The organism is Treponema phagedenis (assembly GCF_008153345.1).
GTDB lineage: Bacteria > Spirochaetota > Spirochaetia > Treponematales > Treponemataceae > Treponema > Treponema phagedenis.
Genome location: NZ_CP042818.1, coordinates 3,014,888 through 3,031,875, shown reverse-complemented (window position 1 = coordinate 3,031,875; position 16,988 = coordinate 3,014,888). Strand labels below are relative to the sequence as shown.

The 16,988-nt window shown below is 40.6% G+C and carries 16 protein-coding genes and 1 tRNA gene; 11 read left to right on the top strand and 6 right to left on the bottom strand.

Translation table 11 applies throughout. The annotated features are described in order from the left end of the window. Positions 1-110 precede the first annotated feature (110 nt). From FUT79_RS13285 to glpQ, 3 genes are all read left to right on the top strand, one after another. Positions 111-941, top strand: coding sequence for a transketolase (locus FUT79_RS13285; protein ID WP_081718782.1), 831 nt, complete (start codon positions 111-113; stop codon positions 939-941). Beyond that, positions 938-1,879 carry a transketolase family protein gene (locus tag FUT79_RS13280; RefSeq protein WP_024753033.1) on the top strand — a complete coding sequence of 314 codons (942 nt, stop codon included), beginning with the start codon at positions 938-940 and terminating at the stop codon, positions 1,877-1,879. The genes FUT79_RS13285 and FUT79_RS13280 overlap by 4 nt, the downstream gene beginning before the upstream one ends. Before the next feature lie 68 nt (positions 1,880-1,947). Then, positions 1,948-3,021, top strand: a complete 1,074-nt coding sequence (glpQ, locus tag FUT79_RS13275; RefSeq protein ID WP_024753034.1) for a glycerophosphodiester phosphodiesterase — start codon at positions 1,948-1,950, stop codon at positions 3,019-3,021. A gap of 196 nt (positions 3,022-3,217) precedes the next feature. On the opposite strand, the gene FUT79_RS13270 is transcribed toward glpQ, so the two are convergent. Then, entirely contained in the window at positions 3,218-3,814 is a 597-nt protein-coding gene (locus FUT79_RS13270) for a cytidylate kinase-like family protein (protein WP_024753035.1), read from the bottom strand. Between the two features lie 580 nt (positions 3,815-4,394). After that, entirely contained in the window at positions 4,395-5,192 is a 798-nt protein-coding gene (locus FUT79_RS13265) for a leucine-rich repeat domain-containing protein (protein WP_024753036.1), read from the bottom strand. A 685-nt stretch (positions 5,193-5,877) separates the two neighbouring features. Between FUT79_RS13265 and FUT79_RS13260 the strand changes: the two genes are divergently transcribed. After that, on the top strand, positions 5,878-6,144 hold the full coding sequence (locus FUT79_RS13260; protein WP_024753037.1) for a hypothetical protein: 267 nt from the start codon (positions 5,878-5,880) through the stop codon (positions 6,142-6,144). Between the two features lie 8 nt (positions 6,145-6,152). On the opposite strand, the gene FUT79_RS13255 is transcribed toward FUT79_RS13260, so the two are convergent. After that, a complete protein-coding gene (locus FUT79_RS13255) occupies positions 6,153-6,437 on the bottom strand; it encodes a hypothetical protein (protein ID WP_231577565.1) in 285 nt (94 codons plus the stop codon). A 213-nt stretch (positions 6,438-6,650) separates the two neighbouring features. Here FUT79_RS13255 and FUT79_RS13250 point away from each other — a divergent pair, with 213 nt between their 5' ends. Both FUT79_RS13250 and FUT79_RS13245 read left to right on the top strand, forming a co-directional pair. Then, positions 6,651-6,998: an integrase core domain-containing protein gene (locus tag FUT79_RS13250; RefSeq protein WP_024753038.1), complete on the top strand. Its 348-nt coding sequence runs from the start codon at positions 6,651-6,653 to the stop codon at positions 6,996-6,998. 362 nt (positions 6,999-7,360) lie between these two features. Next, positions 7,361-8,143 (top strand): alpha/beta hydrolase family protein, encoded by a 783-nt coding sequence (locus tag FUT79_RS13245; protein WP_148889728.1) that lies wholly within the window; start codon positions 7,361-7,363, stop codon positions 8,141-8,143. Between the two features lie 16 nt (positions 8,144-8,159). On the opposite strand, the gene FUT79_RS13240 is transcribed toward FUT79_RS13245, so the two are convergent. Continuing rightward, on the bottom strand, positions 8,160-8,939 hold the full coding sequence (locus FUT79_RS13240) for a sulfite exporter TauE/SafE family protein (protein ID WP_002698199.1): 780 nt from the start codon (positions 8,937-8,939) through the stop codon (positions 8,160-8,162). A gap of 753 nt (positions 8,940-9,692) precedes the next feature. Here FUT79_RS13240 and FUT79_RS13235 point away from each other — a divergent pair. Together FUT79_RS13235 and FUT79_RS13230 are read left to right on the top strand one after the other, a co-directional pair. Then, on the top strand, positions 9,693-10,784 hold the full coding sequence (locus FUT79_RS13235; protein WP_024753040.1) for a nickel/cobalt transporter: 1,092 nt from the start codon (positions 9,693-9,695) through the stop codon (positions 10,782-10,784). Positions 10,785-11,033: 249 nt separating this feature from the next. After that, positions 11,034-11,471, top strand: a complete 438-nt coding sequence (locus FUT79_RS13230) for a Dps family protein (protein WP_002698206.1) — start codon at positions 11,034-11,036, stop codon at positions 11,469-11,471. A gap of 68 nt (positions 11,472-11,539) precedes the next feature. Here the strand turns inward: FUT79_RS13230 and FUT79_RS13225 are convergent. Next, positions 11,540-11,612: transfer RNA gene (locus FUT79_RS13225), tRNA-Ala, on the bottom strand. A 72-nt stretch (positions 11,613-11,684) separates the two neighbouring features. On the opposite strand from FUT79_RS13225, the gene FUT79_RS13220 reads away from it, so the two are divergent. After that, positions 11,685-12,191, top strand: coding sequence for an META domain-containing protein (locus tag FUT79_RS13220; RefSeq protein WP_024753041.1), 507 nt, complete (start codon positions 11,685-11,687; stop codon positions 12,189-12,191). Further along, positions 12,191-12,589: a DUF1284 domain-containing protein gene (locus tag FUT79_RS13215; RefSeq protein WP_024753042.1), complete on the top strand. Its 399-nt coding sequence runs from the start codon at positions 12,191-12,193 to the stop codon at positions 12,587-12,589. Before FUT79_RS13220 ends, FUT79_RS13215 begins: the two co-directional genes overlap by 1 nt. Before the next feature lie 677 nt (positions 12,590-13,266). Here the strand turns inward: FUT79_RS13215 and pheT are convergent. After that, positions 13,267-14,985, bottom strand: a complete 1,719-nt coding sequence (gene pheT / locus FUT79_RS13210; protein ID WP_148889727.1) for a phenylalanine--tRNA ligase subunit beta — start codon at positions 14,983-14,985, stop codon at positions 13,267-13,269. Positions 14,986-15,763: 778 nt separating this feature from the next. Between pheT and FUT79_RS13200 the strand changes: the two genes are divergently transcribed. Beyond that, on the top strand, positions 15,764-16,870 hold the full coding sequence (locus tag FUT79_RS13200) for a D-alanine--D-alanine ligase family protein (protein WP_024753044.1): 1,107 nt from the start codon (positions 15,764-15,766) through the stop codon (positions 16,868-16,870). The last annotated feature ends 118 nt before the right edge of the window (positions 16,871-16,988 follow it).

The window sequence follows — 16,988 nt, the reverse complement described above, 5'->3', positions numbered from 1 at the left end:
TCTAAAATTTAAGAACCGTATCTTCAAATAAAATTATAAGACTCCGTATTAACTGTTTTTTGATCTCGCAAGAAGTCTTAGTTATCACTTAAACTACTATGGATAGGCGTATGCAAAATAAGAATTTACATGAGATAGCCCATAAAATAAGGGGCTTAACGTTGGAAGCTGCATTCCATACCGGAGCAGCGCATGTCGGCGGTTCGCTTTCTACGGTGGAAATATTGACCGCTCTGTATTATGAGGTTATGCAGGTGTTTCCGCAAAACCCTCAAGACGAAAATCGGGATAGGTTCATTTTAAGCAAGGGGCATGGGGCGCTTGCGTTGTATGCCATTCTTGCGGACAAAGGATTTTATCCGCTCAAAGAACTTTGCTCTATCAAAAAGTTTTCGGCATTATTGCAAGGACATCCGATAAAAACAATTCCCGGTATTGAGATGAGCTCAGGCTCCCTCGGGCAGGGAATTTCTTTTGCCTTGGGAAAGGCTTTTGCGCTCAATAAGCAAAACTTAAAGGCACGTGTTTTTGTTTTAGCCGGAGACGGTGAAATGCAGGAAGGGCAAAACTGGGAAGCGTTGCTGTTGGCGGCAAAACTAAAACTGAATAACTTGACTGTAATAATTGATAATAATAAATTGCAGCTTGATAATACCATCGAAGATATTCTGAACTCCGATAAAAACTTTCAAGCGCAGATACGGGAATTCGGTTTGGAAACCTTTGCGGTTGACGGACATGATGTATCAGCCTTGGCGGAACTCTTGGAAAAACCTCAAACGCAGGGAGTACGAGTGATCATTGCAGATACAATAAAAGGGAAAGGAGTTTCGTTTATGGAAAATAATGTCAAATGGCATGCCGCTAAAATGACAAACGAAGAATTTGACCTTGCATGCAGCGAACTGCATTACACACCGGTGTTGGGAGGACAACTATGACCACATTAAAAGCTCCTCGAGATGCTTTCGGCGAAGCACTCATTGAATTACACGATTTATATCCGAATCTTTTTGTTCTTTGCGCAGACCTTGCGACTGCGGTAAAGACAAAACAATTTGCCGAAACTTTTCCCGACAGATTTTTGAATGTCGGAATTTGTGAACAAAATATGATGTCGTTTGCAGCGGGGCTCGCATCCGAAAACTTTATTGTCATTGCCTCTACCTTCTCGGTGTTTGCTGCGGGAAGAGCTTTTGATCAGGTGCGGCAAAGTATTGCATTTGATTCTTATAATGTAAAAATTATGGCTACGCATCAGGGCTTATCGGTCGGTGCGGATGGGGCTATTCATCAATGCATGGAAGACATTGCCCTTATGCGCGCTATCCCAAATATGAAAATACTTGCCCCCTCTGATGAAATGAGTACAAAGGGAGCGGTGAAAACTGCTGTTGCAACGGACGGAGCATTTTACGTGCGAATCGGCAGAGCTGAAATGCCGAAACTGTATGACGATAGTTTTAAATTTGAGATTGGCAAATCCTATGTCTTGCGGGAAGGAAAAGATATCACCCTTGCCGGCACCGGAATTATGGTATATCATGCTTTGTTGGCAGCGGAAGAATTACGTAAAGAAGGTGTAACTGCCGAGGTTATTGACTGTTCTTCTATCAAACCGTTTGATGAAAAAACACTCATTCAGTCGGTGCAAAAAACAGGCTGTGTACTGAGCTTGGAAGATCATTCCATGTATGGAGGTTTGGGCAGTTGCATTGCGGAAATTCTTGCTCAAAAGAATCCCGCTCCCTTAAAAATCATGGCGATCAAGGACTTGTTTGGACAATCAGGTTCAAAAGAAGAGTTGTTGGCCGCATACGGATTGGATAAAACTTCAATAGTATCTGCAGCTAAAGATTTAATAAAGACTAAAAAATAATCTTTGGGGTTTAATGGCTTATAGATTAAGCTTATTAAATTTATTCCTACAATTAGGAGGTACAAAATATGTACAAGAGGTTTGTTATTGTTATGGCATTTTTGGCGGCAACCGCAGCCATGTTTGCCGGCGGCGGAAAAGAAAAAATTGTCATAGCTCATCGCGGTGCTTCCGGCTATCTTCCGGAGCATACACTGGAATCAAAAACTCTTGCATTTGCGCAAGGAGCGGATTATCTTGGGCAGGACTTGGCTATGTCAAAGGATAACCAACTCATCGTTATTCATGACCATTATTTGGATAACCTTACCGATGTTGCAAAAAAATTTCCAACCAGAGCTCGAGCCGATGGACGTTACTATGTGATTGATTTTACGCTTGATGAATTACGTCAACTGAATGTCACAGAGGTGTTTCAAGAAAAAGATGGAGTACAAAAGGCTGTATATTCGGATCGCTTTCCGCTTTGGAATTCTACATTTAAATTGCACACTTTTGAAGAAGAGATTGAATTTATTCAAGGGCTGGAAAAATCAACAGGGAAAAAAATAGGTATTTATCCCGAATTAAAGGCTCCGTGGTTCCATCATAAAGAGGGAAAGGATATTTCCGTTGCGGCTTTGACTGCGTTAAAAAAATACGGCTATACAAAAGAAACAGATCCTGTTTATTTACAAACATTCGATTATAATGAGTTAAAGAGAATTAAAACAGAACTTTTGCCTCAGTTCGGAATGGATTTAAAATTAATTCTTCTTTTAAGTCTTACCGAATGGGAGAAAACACAAGAAAAGGATTCTGCCGGCAATTGGGTAAATTACGATTATGATTGGATGTTCAGGGCAGGCGCAATGCAAGAAATAAAAAAATATGCGGACGGAGTCGGACCGTGGATTTATATGCTTATTGATGATGTACATTCAAGTGCAGACGCAGTAAAGCTTTCTCCTCTTGTTGATGATATCAGAGACGCAAAGTTGGAGTGTCATGTTTACACTATACGTAAAGAAGATGTTCCCGATTACATGAAAGATGTAAACGAGTTATTAAAAATATTGTTTAAAAAAGCAAAAATAACCGGTGTCTTTACCGACTTCCCTGATATCGGAGTAAAGTTCCTGGGCAAAAAAGCCCGCTTCTAAACTATTAAAAAACCTGCTTAGCTCCTGCTAAGCAGGTTTTTTAAATTTACCGGGACGGCTTGTGAGTCAAACTAAAATCGAGCATAAAAAATACGTAAGAATAAAACTAAAATACATTCCGCAGAGTTTTGAAAAAGTAATTTATGCGGAATGAAATTTACATACGTTTAAAAATACTTTTAACGACATGACAGCCTTACAAAAACTTTGAAATTGATACTGCTATCTTTTTAATATCCTTTCCGCCGGTATTTATACAGAGATCGTAATTAAGACGATCCCCCCAGATTTGGCGCGTATAAAATTTATAATACCATGCACGGTTCTTATCGATTTTTAAAATTTCTTTTTTCAAAGCAGAGTCTGACAGGTCTGTTTCGGAAGTTCTTTCTTTGCAGCGCTGAATTTTTGATTCCATATCAGCATATACAAATATACGGAAAGGCCGATACTCCTTAAGAATAAAATCCGAGCATCTGCCTACAATAACGCAATCAGATTTTTCCGCCATCTCTTTAATAATACGATGCTGTGCCGCAAAAATTTCGCGGTTTTGTTCTTCGAGGGGATCGGGCAATACATAAAAGCTTCTGGCGACATGAATAGGAAAAGAAATAACCGAGTCGGTTTCTACAATTTGCTGAACATAACTCTCCGATAGTTCCGTTTGTTTTGCAATTTCCGTTATAATTTCTCGATCATAGTAGGCAATAGTAAGTTCTTCCGACAACCGTCGCGCTAATTCACGCCCGCCGCTTCCGAATTCACGGCTAATAGTAATAATCTTTTTCATGAGTTTTTCCCTTTCCTTCAATATTTTTTTGCAATATCGTTTATAACGATACGATCTACCATAGATTTTATCATGCATTATCATACTGCTAAAAATAAATATTGTGAACCTCATAACAGCAATTTTTAGCGGTTCCCCTGGAATCCTTTTACGATGTTTTTTTAAGTTATCACTATCAAAAAACTTGTAAAAAAACTCATGGGTATCTTAAAAAGCCGGCCTTGAGTTTTTTTACAGAGGCTGTAAGTTTTCGGTTTATTTTTAGCAATGGGTATACACAAAAGCGCTGCATATTCGGAGACTTACAGTTTACTAAACCTAGTATAACGTTTTGTAATTAAGTTGCTGTTAGTAATCGGAGCATTGGCAATAATAGCTTGCAGATTCAGCATTCCTATGGTAAATTGCTCACCGTTACGCCGTGTCGAACTCTTTTTATAAAACTTTTTATGGTTTTTGTAAGATGTATCAAAAAAATATAATCGAGTTATTAAAAAAACGTTATACTAGCTACACGTGCATAAATCAGCGCTGACACGGACGGCAGCAGATTTCCATGAGTTACGAGCCTTTTGGAGGATTATAGTTTGTTCTCATCATTCAAACTATAATTTTTATAAAAGATCCAGTTTTTATTTTTTGTAGCCGTGAATTCCGGCAGACTCGTGCAGGTTTTATCATTGTTGTCATAGTAGTCATCATACAACACTGCGATACCTGAAGGTTTTCCCGTTCGGTCAGGCAAATTATTAAAGAGTTGTTTAAATGCCGCAAGCGTCAATTGATTGCCCGAGCAGTCCAGTTTTTGCAGGGCAGGCAGCATACTTATATCGAGAGACGTTAATTTGTTCCGATAGCAATGCAGCGTTTGTAAATTCGGCACCGCAGCCAATATCTGAGGCAGAGACGATTCGAGAGCTGGATTCCCGGAACAAGTCAGTTCTTTCAAGGCAGTACAACCGTTTAGTTTCAGAGTTGTAAGTTGCCTGCCGCTACAATCCAGCTTTTGTAACTTTACCATAACGCTTGCATCCAGTCTAATCAAGTTTGTGTAAGAACAAGTCAATGCTTGTATTTTATTATCCGGATCTTTAATAATCAACTCCGCACAGAAAGGAGCCCCGTACACTACCGGATTTTGGTCATTTCCCGGTATTTCCTCCTTTTCAATACCGTTAATAAACACTTTTCGCGAACTGCCGTCCGATGTTTTTATTGACAGTTTGATCTCAAAAACGGATATTTCTGTTACGATTATTTCGGACTTTTCAAGACATGTATTCTCGTTGCACACTGGTATTATCGGGCAACCGGCAAAAAATATCGGCACCATGAGAACGGTAAGCATTGTTGCCCGTTTCCAAAAGCAGCTTTTCATCGTGAACCTCCTAAAATTTTTTTCAGGTATCGCAACGGTAGTTTGCAAACTCATTTCTGCATGGAACCACCGGTATTCATGCCCGTTCTGATTGTCATTTGACTCTCCCTATACGCTTGTTTTTTCATACGTAATACTTGGAGGTACAAGCCCATTTCCATAATCAAAGGCACATAGCGCGATACCTCGTGACTACCGAACAGCGATGCACTGTTTACACGGAGAGACACTGCAAAAGCCCAAAAGTTGTATTCGAGAACAAGAGCAATACGTATTCGATATATTGTCCCTTATACTTAGAATAATAGCACAGGTTATTATCGGATACAAGATTAAAAAAACGCGATAATTTATCCGACATACCACAAGCCGTTTATTGTGATAAAAAAATACTTTTGTACTTATCAGAAAGCTTACCGTTGAAGAAATGCTTAAAGGTATAACCCCTAAAAGCCATTTCCAAGTTGTTTGCGAAAAATTGGGCATTGAAGTTATCGTGGCACACTCACCGCAAGCAAAAGGCGAGAGGAAAGAAATCACGATGCATATCAAGATCGCTTTGTGAAAGAACTACGTCTTACCAATATAAGTACCATTGAACAAGCAAACCCATTTTTAGAAACAACATCTTTGCCGCGCATTAATAAAAAATTTTCAGTACCACTTGCTTTTTTTAAGGATGCTCATGCACCGGCGTGCAGCGACATTCGATACTCGTTTTTGCTTTGAAGAACGACGCGTTGTGAGCAATGAGTATATTATTCGATATGAAAATAGATTTTTCCAAATAACAAAAGCAAATAAAAAACATCCAAGACCGAAAACAGCAATTACGGTACGGAAACTTTTGGATGGAACAATACGATTGGTATGGAATAACATTAAACTGAAAATTATGAACTTTGTACCGGCAGTATTTATTCCGATTATCTTGGTTGCGTTTTTTAAGTAGGGGGGAATTTAATATATTTTTATTTCGCCTATATAGCTATTTGATTTATCAATCAATGTTCCCCGCACTCCCATCGTAAAAGCAATATTACTGCTTCTGATAGCGAGAAGCTTATCACCGGTTTTTATTTTTAAATTTTGCATTAGATTTCCGGAAAGATATATACTGCTGTTTTTCAGTGTAAGCCATCCGTATTTTCTGCCTTTATAAGAAAGGAGCGCCCCTTCCGGCAGTGTTCTATCTTTTAGCGCCGGATTTTCCTGCAAGATATTTTTTAGTTTTGAGCAAGACAACAAGGTATCGGTTGTTACACAAAACTTCGCCCCTGCGAAATTCCAAACGACGTTTTAAAGCATCAACACAAAAGTGTAAAATTGAAGCTTTAAAACTCGTTGGCGAAGTAACAGTAAATTTTCAAAACTTCGCCCTATGGTAAGTTTGCCAACCGTTGTCAAACTCAGACCTGCCACGGAGGATGGCGGTGGTTCCAAACAGAAGCGTTTGAAATGAGGCAGCTTGGAGCCGGAGTCATAGTTCACAGTGATGCCGGAGGCCAATTTACAAGCATAGCGTATAAACAAACGCTTAGAAAATTCAGAGCTATCCAAAGCATGAGTGATGTTGGAAAATGTTATGACAATGCGCGCATGGAAAGTTTTTTTGCAACACTAAAGAAAGAACTTTTATATAGAATCGATACAACAAAGATGATGCGGGAACAAGTGAAAACGCTTGTATGGCAATACACCATGGTCTATTACAACCGGAAAAGAATCAGTACGGTCAATGAGGATGGTTTACCGCCGACACTGTATCGGCTGAAAGTCACAAAGAAAAAGAATGGAGTGGCTTGAACATACATTTAGGGGATAAAAATACTGAACTGATATTGACATTTCCACAGGCAAGGGCAAAGCCTTAGTAATATACTTTCACTTCGCCTACGAGTTTGAAAACTCTTATTTTATAATAGCGGTAGTTTTCAAACATCGTTTGGAATTTCCAAGGGTCTAAGTGGCAGCACGCCCCTTAATGCGAAGCATAAGCGAAAAAATCTCACAAGATCTTCAACGAAGTAGTACGTGGCACGGGCGAAGTTTTGCTATTTTCTCTTTACTTCGCCTAAAAGCGGAGTTCAAGGGGCAGCCGCCCTTTGTTCATGCTAAACCCTGTCTTATCGCTTGACGGGGTGGCTGAAAAAGGAATAAATTAAGATATGAGTATTTATACTAATCAAAATATAATAGAAGAAAAAATTGTTATTAACGGAATTCCCTGTCTAAGATTTTATCCTTCTGAAACAAGCGGTTTTGCTCAACCGTTTCCTTCAATTATTTATTATCACGGATGGTCTTCGGAAAAAAATAAACAGAGAATTCTCGGATATGTTTTTGCAAATTTAGGATATCAGATACTTGTAGCGGATGCAATGCATCATGGTGAACGGGATCGGTTTAAAAACTATGACGAAACGCTGAATAATTTCTTTTTGCCGACCATTATGCAAAACCTTGCGGAATTTCCCATACTGCAAAAATATTTGATTGATAATTGTAAGGCGGATAAAAACAGAATTGCGGTTGCCGGGCATTCAATGGGCGGATACACAACTGCGGGAATTTTTACGCATAATCATACGGTAAAAACCGCCCTTGTATTTAACGGAGCGTGTAACTGGCAAGGCGCTGTGCGGGAAACCGAAGAAAAGTACAAAGATCGGGGAGTGCATATCGTATTTGATGCAGCGGCACGGCAAGCGGATCCGGCAAATAATATCGAAAAAATTATTAATCGTCCATTATTTCTTTTACACGGGATGAGTGACAGTTTTGTTTCGTATAAAGTGCAAAAACAGTTTTACGATACACTGCAGCCGAAATATGCTGATACATCGAAAATAAAACTAATGAGCATTGAAAGAATGGATCATTATATCAGTATTCAAATGCTTGATGAAGCAATTGATTGGCTGCAAAAAGAATTTTTGCAAGATGGTTAATTCTCATTATAAAAGATTAAAAAATCATACTGCCGAATACATCAAAAAAGATTTTGCCGAAGAGCAAAAGAATAACGATAATCATCAGCGGGCGAATAAAGGCTGCGCCTTTTTTAAGGGCAAAACCGGATCCCAAATAATTTCCGATAATATTGCAAACCGCTACCGGCAGGGCAATAGAATAAATTACCTTATTACTTAATATAACGGCAATCACAGACGCATAGTTTGATGCAAGATTAAGTATTTTTGCATTTCCGGAAGCGTTTTTTAAATCGTATTTCATCCACATTGAATACGCGATGATTGCAAAAGTGCCCGTTCCGGGACCGATAAGTCCGTCGTAAAAACCGATTACCGAACCGATACCCCCTGCAAGTATAAATGCTTTTTTTTGCGGAATTTCAAAGGATTTATTTTCGCTGCCGAAATTGCGCTTAAGCAAAAGAAAAACGGCGACTATCGGCAGGACGATGATAAAAACGGTTTTAAGTGTAATCGGATCAATTTTTAATGCCAACTTTGTTCCGAGAAATGAGGTGAAGAAAGAGAAAATCGCGGATATTCCGGCTACTTTCCAGTCCAAAGCCTTGTGTGTAAAAAACCGGAAGGCAGAAAAAGTTGTTCCGCAGGCTGCGGAAAATTTATTACAGCCGATGGCATGATGCGTAGGAACTCCGACAAAAAAGAAAGCGGGAAGCGAAATTAATCCGCCGCCGCCTGCCGCCGAGTCAACAAAACCCGCAAGAAACACAAAAAAACATAAAAAACTCATTGCCCAAAAAGATAATTGCATTATATAGCTCCTTTTAAATCCCTTTAATTTTGTATAATTCGCACTGTGAAAGTTCAGCGATTTTACAAAACCCGAGCTCGACACGGGACTGTCGGTTTACATATTTTTATTCTCAGATATCTTTCTTTGTTTATCGATACATCAACGACAAGAGATTAACTTTTTTTGCCTTTTTCTGCAACAGGCGTGCAACTTTGCACGAAGGGGTATGCTATGGCTTTCTTCTTAAAGTATCTTATTTTATCGATTGACGGTTGCTATTATAATTAATCCGCGATTGCATAAAAAGTATAAAAACCGATGCGTTAATAAAACACATGAAAGCATTTATATGCTTGCAAGAAACTGCTTATTTATGAATCTTTTTTTTAGAATTTAAGATAGCGGTAAAATTTGCTTGCCTTTTATATGGAATTGTATTGTGCTTTATATCTAATGTAGCATTTTGTAATTAACTTCCTGTTATACAAATTGGAGCACTAACAATGAGGGACTGCGGATTTAAGCATCCCTATGGTAAATTGCTCGCCGTTGCGCCGTGTCGAACTCTTTTTTATAAAATTTTTTACGTTTTTGGTAAGATGTATTAAAAAAATATAATCGACTTATTAAAAAAACACTACACTAGTGTAACTTGACAATTCAGGAAACTTACACCCGGTATTTTAGTGCTTTATGTGCCTCATGCTCTTGATTTTATCTCTGATTTAGTGTTATATGCAAATAATTTGCAAAACATTATAGGAATTATACATGAAGCGTTGTATCGGATTTTTAGTGATTGTTTTTTTTAGCATCGGGGTTTCTTCGGCAAATCCTTTTTTCGGCACGGATAATTCTCCGGCGCCTGTGCAGGCGGGAAAGCCGTCGGATGGAATTGCGGTTATGCAGGAGCGGCTGCAGGGCTTGCTGGGCGATCATATTTTGGAATGGAGTAAAACCAATTCAATGCAAGCGCTGTTTGCCGTGCTTGCAATTTCGTTTTTATACGGCTTTATCCACGCGCTCGGTCCGGGGCATCGGAAAACAGTGGTTTTTTCTTTTTATCTCGGGAGGACCGCGCCGATATGGGAGCCTTTTCTTACTTCTTCCGTGCTGGTTCTTTTACATAGCATTGTTTCTATTGTGCTTTTATATATTTTCAGAGGAGTTTCGGGGGCTGTTTCGGCGCAAAGCAATACCGCCGCAATCTATATGGAAGGCATTACCTATATTTTGCTTATCGTATTAGCTGTTTTTTCAATTTTGCATATTCTTTCACATATGTTTCCGCGTATTTTTCCGCATCGTATTTTCGGCTTCGGGTGTAACGAAACTTCTTGCGGGTGCCATGAACACACCCATTCTGATGATTGCGACTCTCATGCGCATGCAGGCGAATGCGGAAAAACTCACGCACACTCAAACGTAAAAGAGTGCGACCATGCACATGATAATAAACCTGCAGAAGATGATAAGCGGGCGCTGCTAACGGAAGCCGGAAAAAAGAAGGCATTGTTTAAAGGGCAGTACGACAGAATTTCCAATATCCAATGGGCGACGCTTTTGCTAAGCGGGCTTTTTCCCTGCCCCGCCGCATTGTTGGTAATGATCCTTGTTGTAAGCCTTGATGCGGTCGGACTCGGTTTGGTTGCGGTACTGTGTATTTCTTTAGGAATGAGTTTACCGATTATGGCGGCGGCGTATCTTGCCTGGGCGGGAAGAGCGGGTTTTTTTTATAAATTACAAGCAAATGAAAAAATTGTAAATCATATTACCTCGATCTTGGGATTGATTTCTTATAGCTTGCTATTGCTGTTTTGTTTATACGCCGCATGGCCCTTTATGAAGAGTTTAGTTATCTGAAGATATAAATATTTATTGAAAACTTATCGGGGTAAAATTATCACAGATTAAAGACAACTTTCCACTGTAAATCGATATAAATTTCGCACGCGTAGTAAATTTTCTCAATATATTCTTTTTGATAAAAAATAATGCACCGTAAGTTTTTTATAAATGCCAGTTTGAAAAATTAAATTTGCCGATTCCCTTTTTCTTTAGTATATTATACATATAACCTAATATACAACTTATTTTATTTTGGAGGAATAAATGAACAAAATTACTGAACGATTAAGTAAACACGTAGCCGATTTAGGAGTTTTATATGTAAAATTACATAATTACCATTGGCATGTTGAGGGCATGAAGTTTTCAACCATCCATGCGTTGACCGAAGGATATTATGACGAAGTAACAGAAGCCTTTGATACCATCGCCGAGCGTATTTTGCAGCTTGGAGAAACTGCGCCTGCTTCTATGGGTGAGTACCTAAAACTCGCAGGGATTCAAGAAGAGACTGCGAAAAAATTTACCGAAACCGAAGTTGTTTCAAAGGTAAAAGCTGATTTTATATATCTTGCAAAAGAGCTACAGGAAACACGCATCATGGCGGCTGATTCCAATGACTCCACAACGGATGCAATTCTTGCGGATATTATCCAAAATCTAGAAAAAGCTGTTTGGATGCTTGGAGCAATGCTTAAATAAGCTGAAAACAAAAAAGGCTGAACTTTTAAAAGTTCAGCCTTTTTTTTATAAAGGAGATAGAGAAACTGTGGAGAATAGGGGACTCGAACCCCTGACCTATTGATTGCGAACCAATCGCTCTACCACCTGAGCTAATTCCCCTCACGTATGAAACCATACTACCGTAAATTTGTTTTTTCTTCAAGAGGATTTTGTTTTTTTAGGAGATTCTAAATGAAAAAATATCAATGTATTATGTTTTCGATGGTATTAATACCCCTTGTTTTAGGCTCATGCCGGAGCACCGGGCAGTACACAGACTCAAAAGTTAAAAAAATTTCTTCGTTTGAGACTGATTTTACTCAAAACATTTGGTTGTTGGCCGGTTACCGCAGTGAACAAGGTTTTATCCCGCTGGAGCCCGAACACGGCTCTTTCGGAAAAATTAAGTTTGAATCAGATGGGAAATTTTCCGCTACAAGCGGAGTAAACCTTGGCAACGGTTCTTGGAAAAAAGGAAAAAAAGTTTCCGAGAATCTATACGCTCTTTCACTGGGCACTATCGGTGTAACAAGAATGGCGGCGGAAAATGAAATAAGCGCAAAATTTGACAGCGATTTTTTTACCCTCCTGGGGAAAACAGCTTATATTCAGTTTGAAGCGGATGGTTTTAAACTTTTGGATGAGAAGCAAGAACAGCTTCTTTATTTTATTTTCTCGCAAAATAACGCTATCTGGTAATGGGAAATACGGCAACTATCAGACCGCACCATATTTTGTGTACACGTGCATTTCGAGGCAAAGGCTATTCGGATGATTTCTTGCATACTATGCGCAATATCATCGAACGCATAAAAAAAGAGCGGATAGTTACCATCATATACGGCGGTGATACTATCTGCTCCGCTTGCCCGCGGTATTCAGATGGGAAATGCGAAACCGAAGCAAAAGTCCAAAACATCGACAAAAATGTTATACATTTTCTCGGAATTGAACAAAGACGGTATTCCTATGACGAAATTGACAAAATAATTGCACAAAAATTCACAAAACCGGTGTTTGAGTCAATATGCGCACAATGCGAATGGAAACAGCAAAACATCTGCACATACGAGGATGTCATACGCCCTTTTGTATAAAAGCGCGTTGCAAGCCGATTAAAATTACACCGCGAATGCTTATGTATTATCTGGGCGTGCCCCTCCACGCGGCGTTTTTACTTTTAGACTAACGCCGCACGGAGGGGCGGGCTTTCCGCTTGTAGTTTTTTGCCGCTGCTGCATTTCAGGAGCAACGTTATTCCGCTGTGCGCTCCATAAGTTGCTGCTGCAAAACTCGAGCGGCAAAAAAGCTACCGCTACAATCCCTCACGCGGCATAGGTTTGACAGAACATCTCACACCCATAAGTGTGGACACGCTGCCTGCATAATGACAGGCGATCTGCGGATTTAAGCATTCCTATGGTAAGTTTACTCACCGTTATCAAACTCAGAACTGCCACGGATGGCAGTGGTTCCAAACAGTAACGATGTTTTAAAGCAGAGTAGTTTGCAAAGCTTTAAAACTCGCAAGGTGTAATTTTGGCACGGACGGCAAAATTACACCGACTTGCAGGGAATGCGAAAGGGATGGGAGTGGAAATTGTGCCGCCGATTGGGTTTGTACAAGGAGCAACTTATGGACGTTAGGGAATAACGTTGCTGGTTTTTCGCAGAAGAGGCGGCACAATTGGAGCGGACAGCCCGGTTTTTTCATTTAGGGTCTAATGTCAAAAATGAAAAAATTCGCCCGTATGATTATGACTCTGCCGAAATGTTACAGAAAGGCTTCTATGTCAAGTTCGCCGGCAAAGCAGGGAATGGTGATGTCCCAGTTGGACAGTACTTGCGGGTGTACTTCGCCGAAGATGCCGATTGTTTCGCCTTTGTGCACGATGCTTGCCTGTCGCCCGACGATAAAGCGGGGGTCGGCTGCTTCCTGTACCTGATATTCGGCGTCAAGGTAGTAGAGCAGTCCGGCGACGAGGCTTGCCGCTTCGTTGTAGTTTGCGGTTTGGGAAGCGGATAAAAAGCCGAGGCTTTGGCGGGTGCGCGTGCTGGTGTTTTCTTCTTCGCAGAGAAAGGCGATTTTTCCGATTTCGAAGATCCGGTGCGGATATACGGCATGTCCGGATACCATTTCCGCCGACAGCAGGCTGGCGATGATCGAAGGGCGTACAAACTGATAGTTTTCGGTCATCGGGTTTGCAATTTCGATAACTCTATCGGCGGGGATATTCATTCTGTCGATAAAATCTTTTTTTGAGCCAAGGTAGTTAAAAATCATTTCCTGATAGCCGAAGCCTATCATCAGGGTTTTAATTTTTCTGCTCAAGGCGGTAACGGGGCTGAGCCTGCCGATGGTGAATTCGTGCGGAACTTCGGGCTCAAAAAAGTCGACGGTTTTTCCCATCATTACGTCTTCGATAATGTCAACTTCGTGTAAAAAGTCGTTTCGGTACGCAGGCGGAATAAGCGTAACAGTGTCGCCCGCAGTTTTTGTTTTGCAATCCATGCGCTCAAGCGCCGCCGTGATTTCTTTTACGGAAAAGTCCGAGCCGAGGAGTTTGTTTACCGCCTGTTTTGTGGTGCTTGTTGTTTGCTGAAAATAAAAAGGCGTGGTAATTGTTTTTCCGAAGCCTGTTTCGTACGGGTGCTGAACCTGAACCGGCAGTATTTTGTAGCCGGCGTCGGCAAAATCGCAGGCGACAATATTGGTTGCCACCAAAAGAGAAATCATGTCGTTTCCGGTGAGCTCGACCAGTAAATCGGTATCGCCGGTTTTTACCGCACCGATTGTTGCGCTGTTAATAATCGGCGCCATTGAAAGTATCTCGTTTTTTGAGTCCTGTAAGAGCGGGAATCGTTTGGTGTCTTTTAAAATCCATCCGTATTCTTTGCCTTTCGGATGTTCGCTGATAATTTGCCGGCAGGTCATTTCGTTTTCGCAGCCGAGCGGGATAAAACGCACAGCGTCGGGGTCAACCGAAGTGTAATGCACCGGCCATTGAATCATATCCGACCGATATACGCCCATAGAAAATGATTTTCGCTTTCTGCCGAAATTCCAACAAAGTTTTTCCTGCGTTTGGATTATGTCTAAAAGCATCGGTTCGTCAATCGGTTTGCCGGAAATGACAAAGGCGGTCATAAAGGGGCGGATCTTTTCCAAACTTTTGTCGACAATGACGATTCTTTTTTCAGCGTCTTGGCTGTGCTCCGTTGTGGAAAAAAAGCTTTCGTACAGGGGCGCATTTGATTTTCCGCCCGCATGAATGCGCAAAAGACGGGCAAGTCCGGCGGTAGACCAAAGGTCCGGTCTGTTTGTATCGTTTAATTCTATTTTAATGCAGCGCTCATCCTCTGCGGCGTCTTCATCGGGAAGCTCATCAAGCTCCGCCTTTGCCGAGGTTAATATTTTTTCAAAATCCGTGTAGTCCGGTTTTGTTCCAAGCAAGTTAAAAAAAAGTTTTTCATTTACATCAATTTTAGGCATAGTTTTGTCCTTTCGGTATATCTGCATTGCAAACGCGGACAGTTTTACATTTCCGCTTCGCAATAATAAAATCCATTATAGAGAAAAAAAAAGCCGATTTCAAGGGGCTGTTTTAGAGTCCGCGCGTTTTAAATACTGAAGGGGTTGCAAATCTTCGGCAATCGGCGTTTATATTCGGTTTTATTAAGGAAGAGCCCCGGTTTAGTTTTTGACATCCGTGTCAAAAACTAAACCACGAGTTTTAAAGCTTTACAAATGCTTTTGCTTTAAAACATCGTTTCTGTTTGGAACCACCGCCATCCGTGGCGGTTCTGATTTTGACAACGGTGGGCAAACTTACCACAGGCAAAACCAAGCCCACGATTTTTAAAGCTTTGCAAATAGTCTTGCTTTAAAACATCGTTTCTGTTTGGAACCACTGCCATCCGTGGCAGTGCTGAGTTTTGCCGTCCGGTGAAAAAAACTAAATCAGGAGTTTTAAAGCCTTGCAAATAGTTTTGCTTTAAAACATCGTTTCTGCTTGGAACCACCGCCGTCCGTGACGGTTCTGAGTTTTGACGTCTGGTGAAAAAAACTAAACCTACGAGTTTTAAAACTCCCTGTTATAAAAAGGAGCCCGACACGGCGCAACGGTGAGCAAACTTACCACAGGAATGCTGAATTTGCAAGCCGGTATGGTTAATGCCCTTGTCGTGGGAGAAAAAAGTTTGCCCTTGCCGTTTGCATAAAAAAGATTTATAGTATCGCGTAATACAACAGTGTTTTAAGTAGGAGTAATATGAATATTGCAATTATGTATGGCGGAAAGTCAAGTGAACATGAGGTTTCTTTGGTTTCCGCAACTTCCATTGTAAGGAATATAAATAGCCTTCACACCATACATTTAATCGGTATCACAAAACAGGGAACATGGTTTTTGCAGAACCAAGATGAGCTTATGAGAATTCGCTCCGATGAACAAGCAGTTCTTCAAATACATACCGCTGCCGAAAATCAAGTGTCGATTATTCCCGGCGGCGGTACAAAAGGAGCACTTAAAGTCGGGCAGCGCTTTTTGGAAACAGATGTCATATTTCCCGTTTTACACGGTTCTTTCGGAGAGGACGGTACTATTCAAGGGCTTTTCGAGATGGCGGAATTACCGTATGTGGGCTGCGGTGTCCTTGCAAGCAGCCTTTCCATGGATAAGGAGAAAACAAAAAATCTTTGTCAAGCGGCGGGATTACCGATTGTGCCTTTTTTTACCGTCAGAAAAAACACCTGGGATATTCAAAGCGAAAGAGACCTGCTCATACAAGAAATTGAAAAAGAGCTTGATTATCCGCTTTTTGTAAAGCCGTGTCGCGCCGGCAGCTCCGTCGGAGCGGGAATCGCAAAAGATAAAAACGAACTGCTTTCGCGCGCTGAAGAAGCCTTTAGCTGGGATTATAAAATACTGGTAGAGGCCTATATTCCCGCGCGAGAAATTGAGTGTTCGGTTACCGGGAATGAAACCTGTATTGCCTATACTCCCGGCGAAATTATTCCTTCACATAGCTTTTATGATTACGAAGCAAAGTATACCGATCCTGACGGGGCTATTCTTAAAATACCGGCGGAAATTACCGACGATGAACGAAAGACAATCAGAGAAATTGCTATGAAAGCATATAAAACCTTAGACCTTTCGGGATTTGCCCGTGTAGATTTTTTTATTGATAAAAAAACAAAAAAAATATACCTCAATGAAATAAATACTATTCCGGGGTTTACCTCAATTTCAATGTTCCCGAAAATGTGTGCCGCTTCGGGACTCCCTTATCCCGACCTTATTACCTTGTTGCTGCAACTGGCAATTGAGCGTTTTGATTCCGAACGCAAATTGAAAACAAGTAGGGGTAAATAATACAAACACTAATGTCCCTTAAAAAGACTGAGATAAAATCCCGTTCTTTTTTATCTTGGAAAGGGTAATCTTTACAGAAAAAAGAAACTCAGTTATAGTACTTATAAACTAATTTGGA

Excerpts from the sequence above, each read along its gene's own strand:
- FUT79_RS13235 (WP_024753040.1), top strand. The coding sequence starts at position 9,693 with ATGAAGCGTTGTATCGGATTTTTAGTGATTGTTTTTTTTAGCATCGGG.
- glpQ (WP_024753034.1), top strand. The coding sequence starts at position 1,948 with ATGTACAAGAGGTTTGTTATTGTTATGGCATTTTTGGCGGCAACCGCA.
- FUT79_RS13220 (WP_024753041.1), top strand. The coding sequence starts at position 11,685 with ATGAAAAAATATCAATGTATTATGTTTTCGATGGTATTAATACCCCTT.
- FUT79_RS13245 (WP_148889728.1), top strand. The coding sequence starts at position 7,361 with ATGAGTATTTATACTAATCAAAATATAATAGAAGAAAAAATTGTTATT.
- FUT79_RS13215 (WP_024753042.1), top strand. The coding sequence starts at position 12,191 with ATGGGAAATACGGCAACTATCAGACCGCACCATATTTTGTGTACACGT.
- pheT (WP_148889727.1), bottom strand. The coding sequence starts at position 14,985 with ATGCCTAAAATTGATGTAAATGAAAAACTTTTTTTTAACTTGCTTGGA.
- FUT79_RS13240 (WP_002698199.1), bottom strand. The coding sequence starts at position 8,939 with ATGCAATTATCTTTTTGGGCAATGAGTTTTTTATGTTTTTTTGTGTTT.
- FUT79_RS13285 (WP_081718782.1), top strand. The coding sequence starts at position 111 with ATGCAAAATAAGAATTTACATGAGATAGCCCATAAAATAAGGGGCTTA.
- FUT79_RS13280 (WP_024753033.1), top strand. The coding sequence starts at position 938 with ATGACCACATTAAAAGCTCCTCGAGATGCTTTCGGCGAAGCACTCATT.
- FUT79_RS13230 (WP_002698206.1), top strand. The coding sequence starts at position 11,034 with ATGAACAAAATTACTGAACGATTAAGTAAACACGTAGCCGATTTAGGA.
- FUT79_RS13260 (WP_024753037.1), top strand. The coding sequence starts at position 5,878 with ATGCACCGGCGTGCAGCGACATTCGATACTCGTTTTTGCTTTGAAGAA.
- FUT79_RS13265 (WP_024753036.1), bottom strand. The coding sequence starts at position 5,192 with ATGAAAAGCTGCTTTTGGAAACGGGCAACAATGCTTACCGTTCTCATG.
- FUT79_RS13270 (WP_024753035.1), bottom strand. The coding sequence starts at position 3,814 with ATGAAAAAGATTATTACTATTAGCCGTGAATTCGGAAGCGGCGGGCGT.
- FUT79_RS13200 (WP_024753044.1), top strand. The coding sequence starts at position 15,764 with ATGAATATTGCAATTATGTATGGCGGAAAGTCAAGTGAACATGAGGTT.
- FUT79_RS13250 (WP_024753038.1), top strand. The coding sequence starts at position 6,651 with ATGAGGCAGCTTGGAGCCGGAGTCATAGTTCACAGTGATGCCGGAGGC.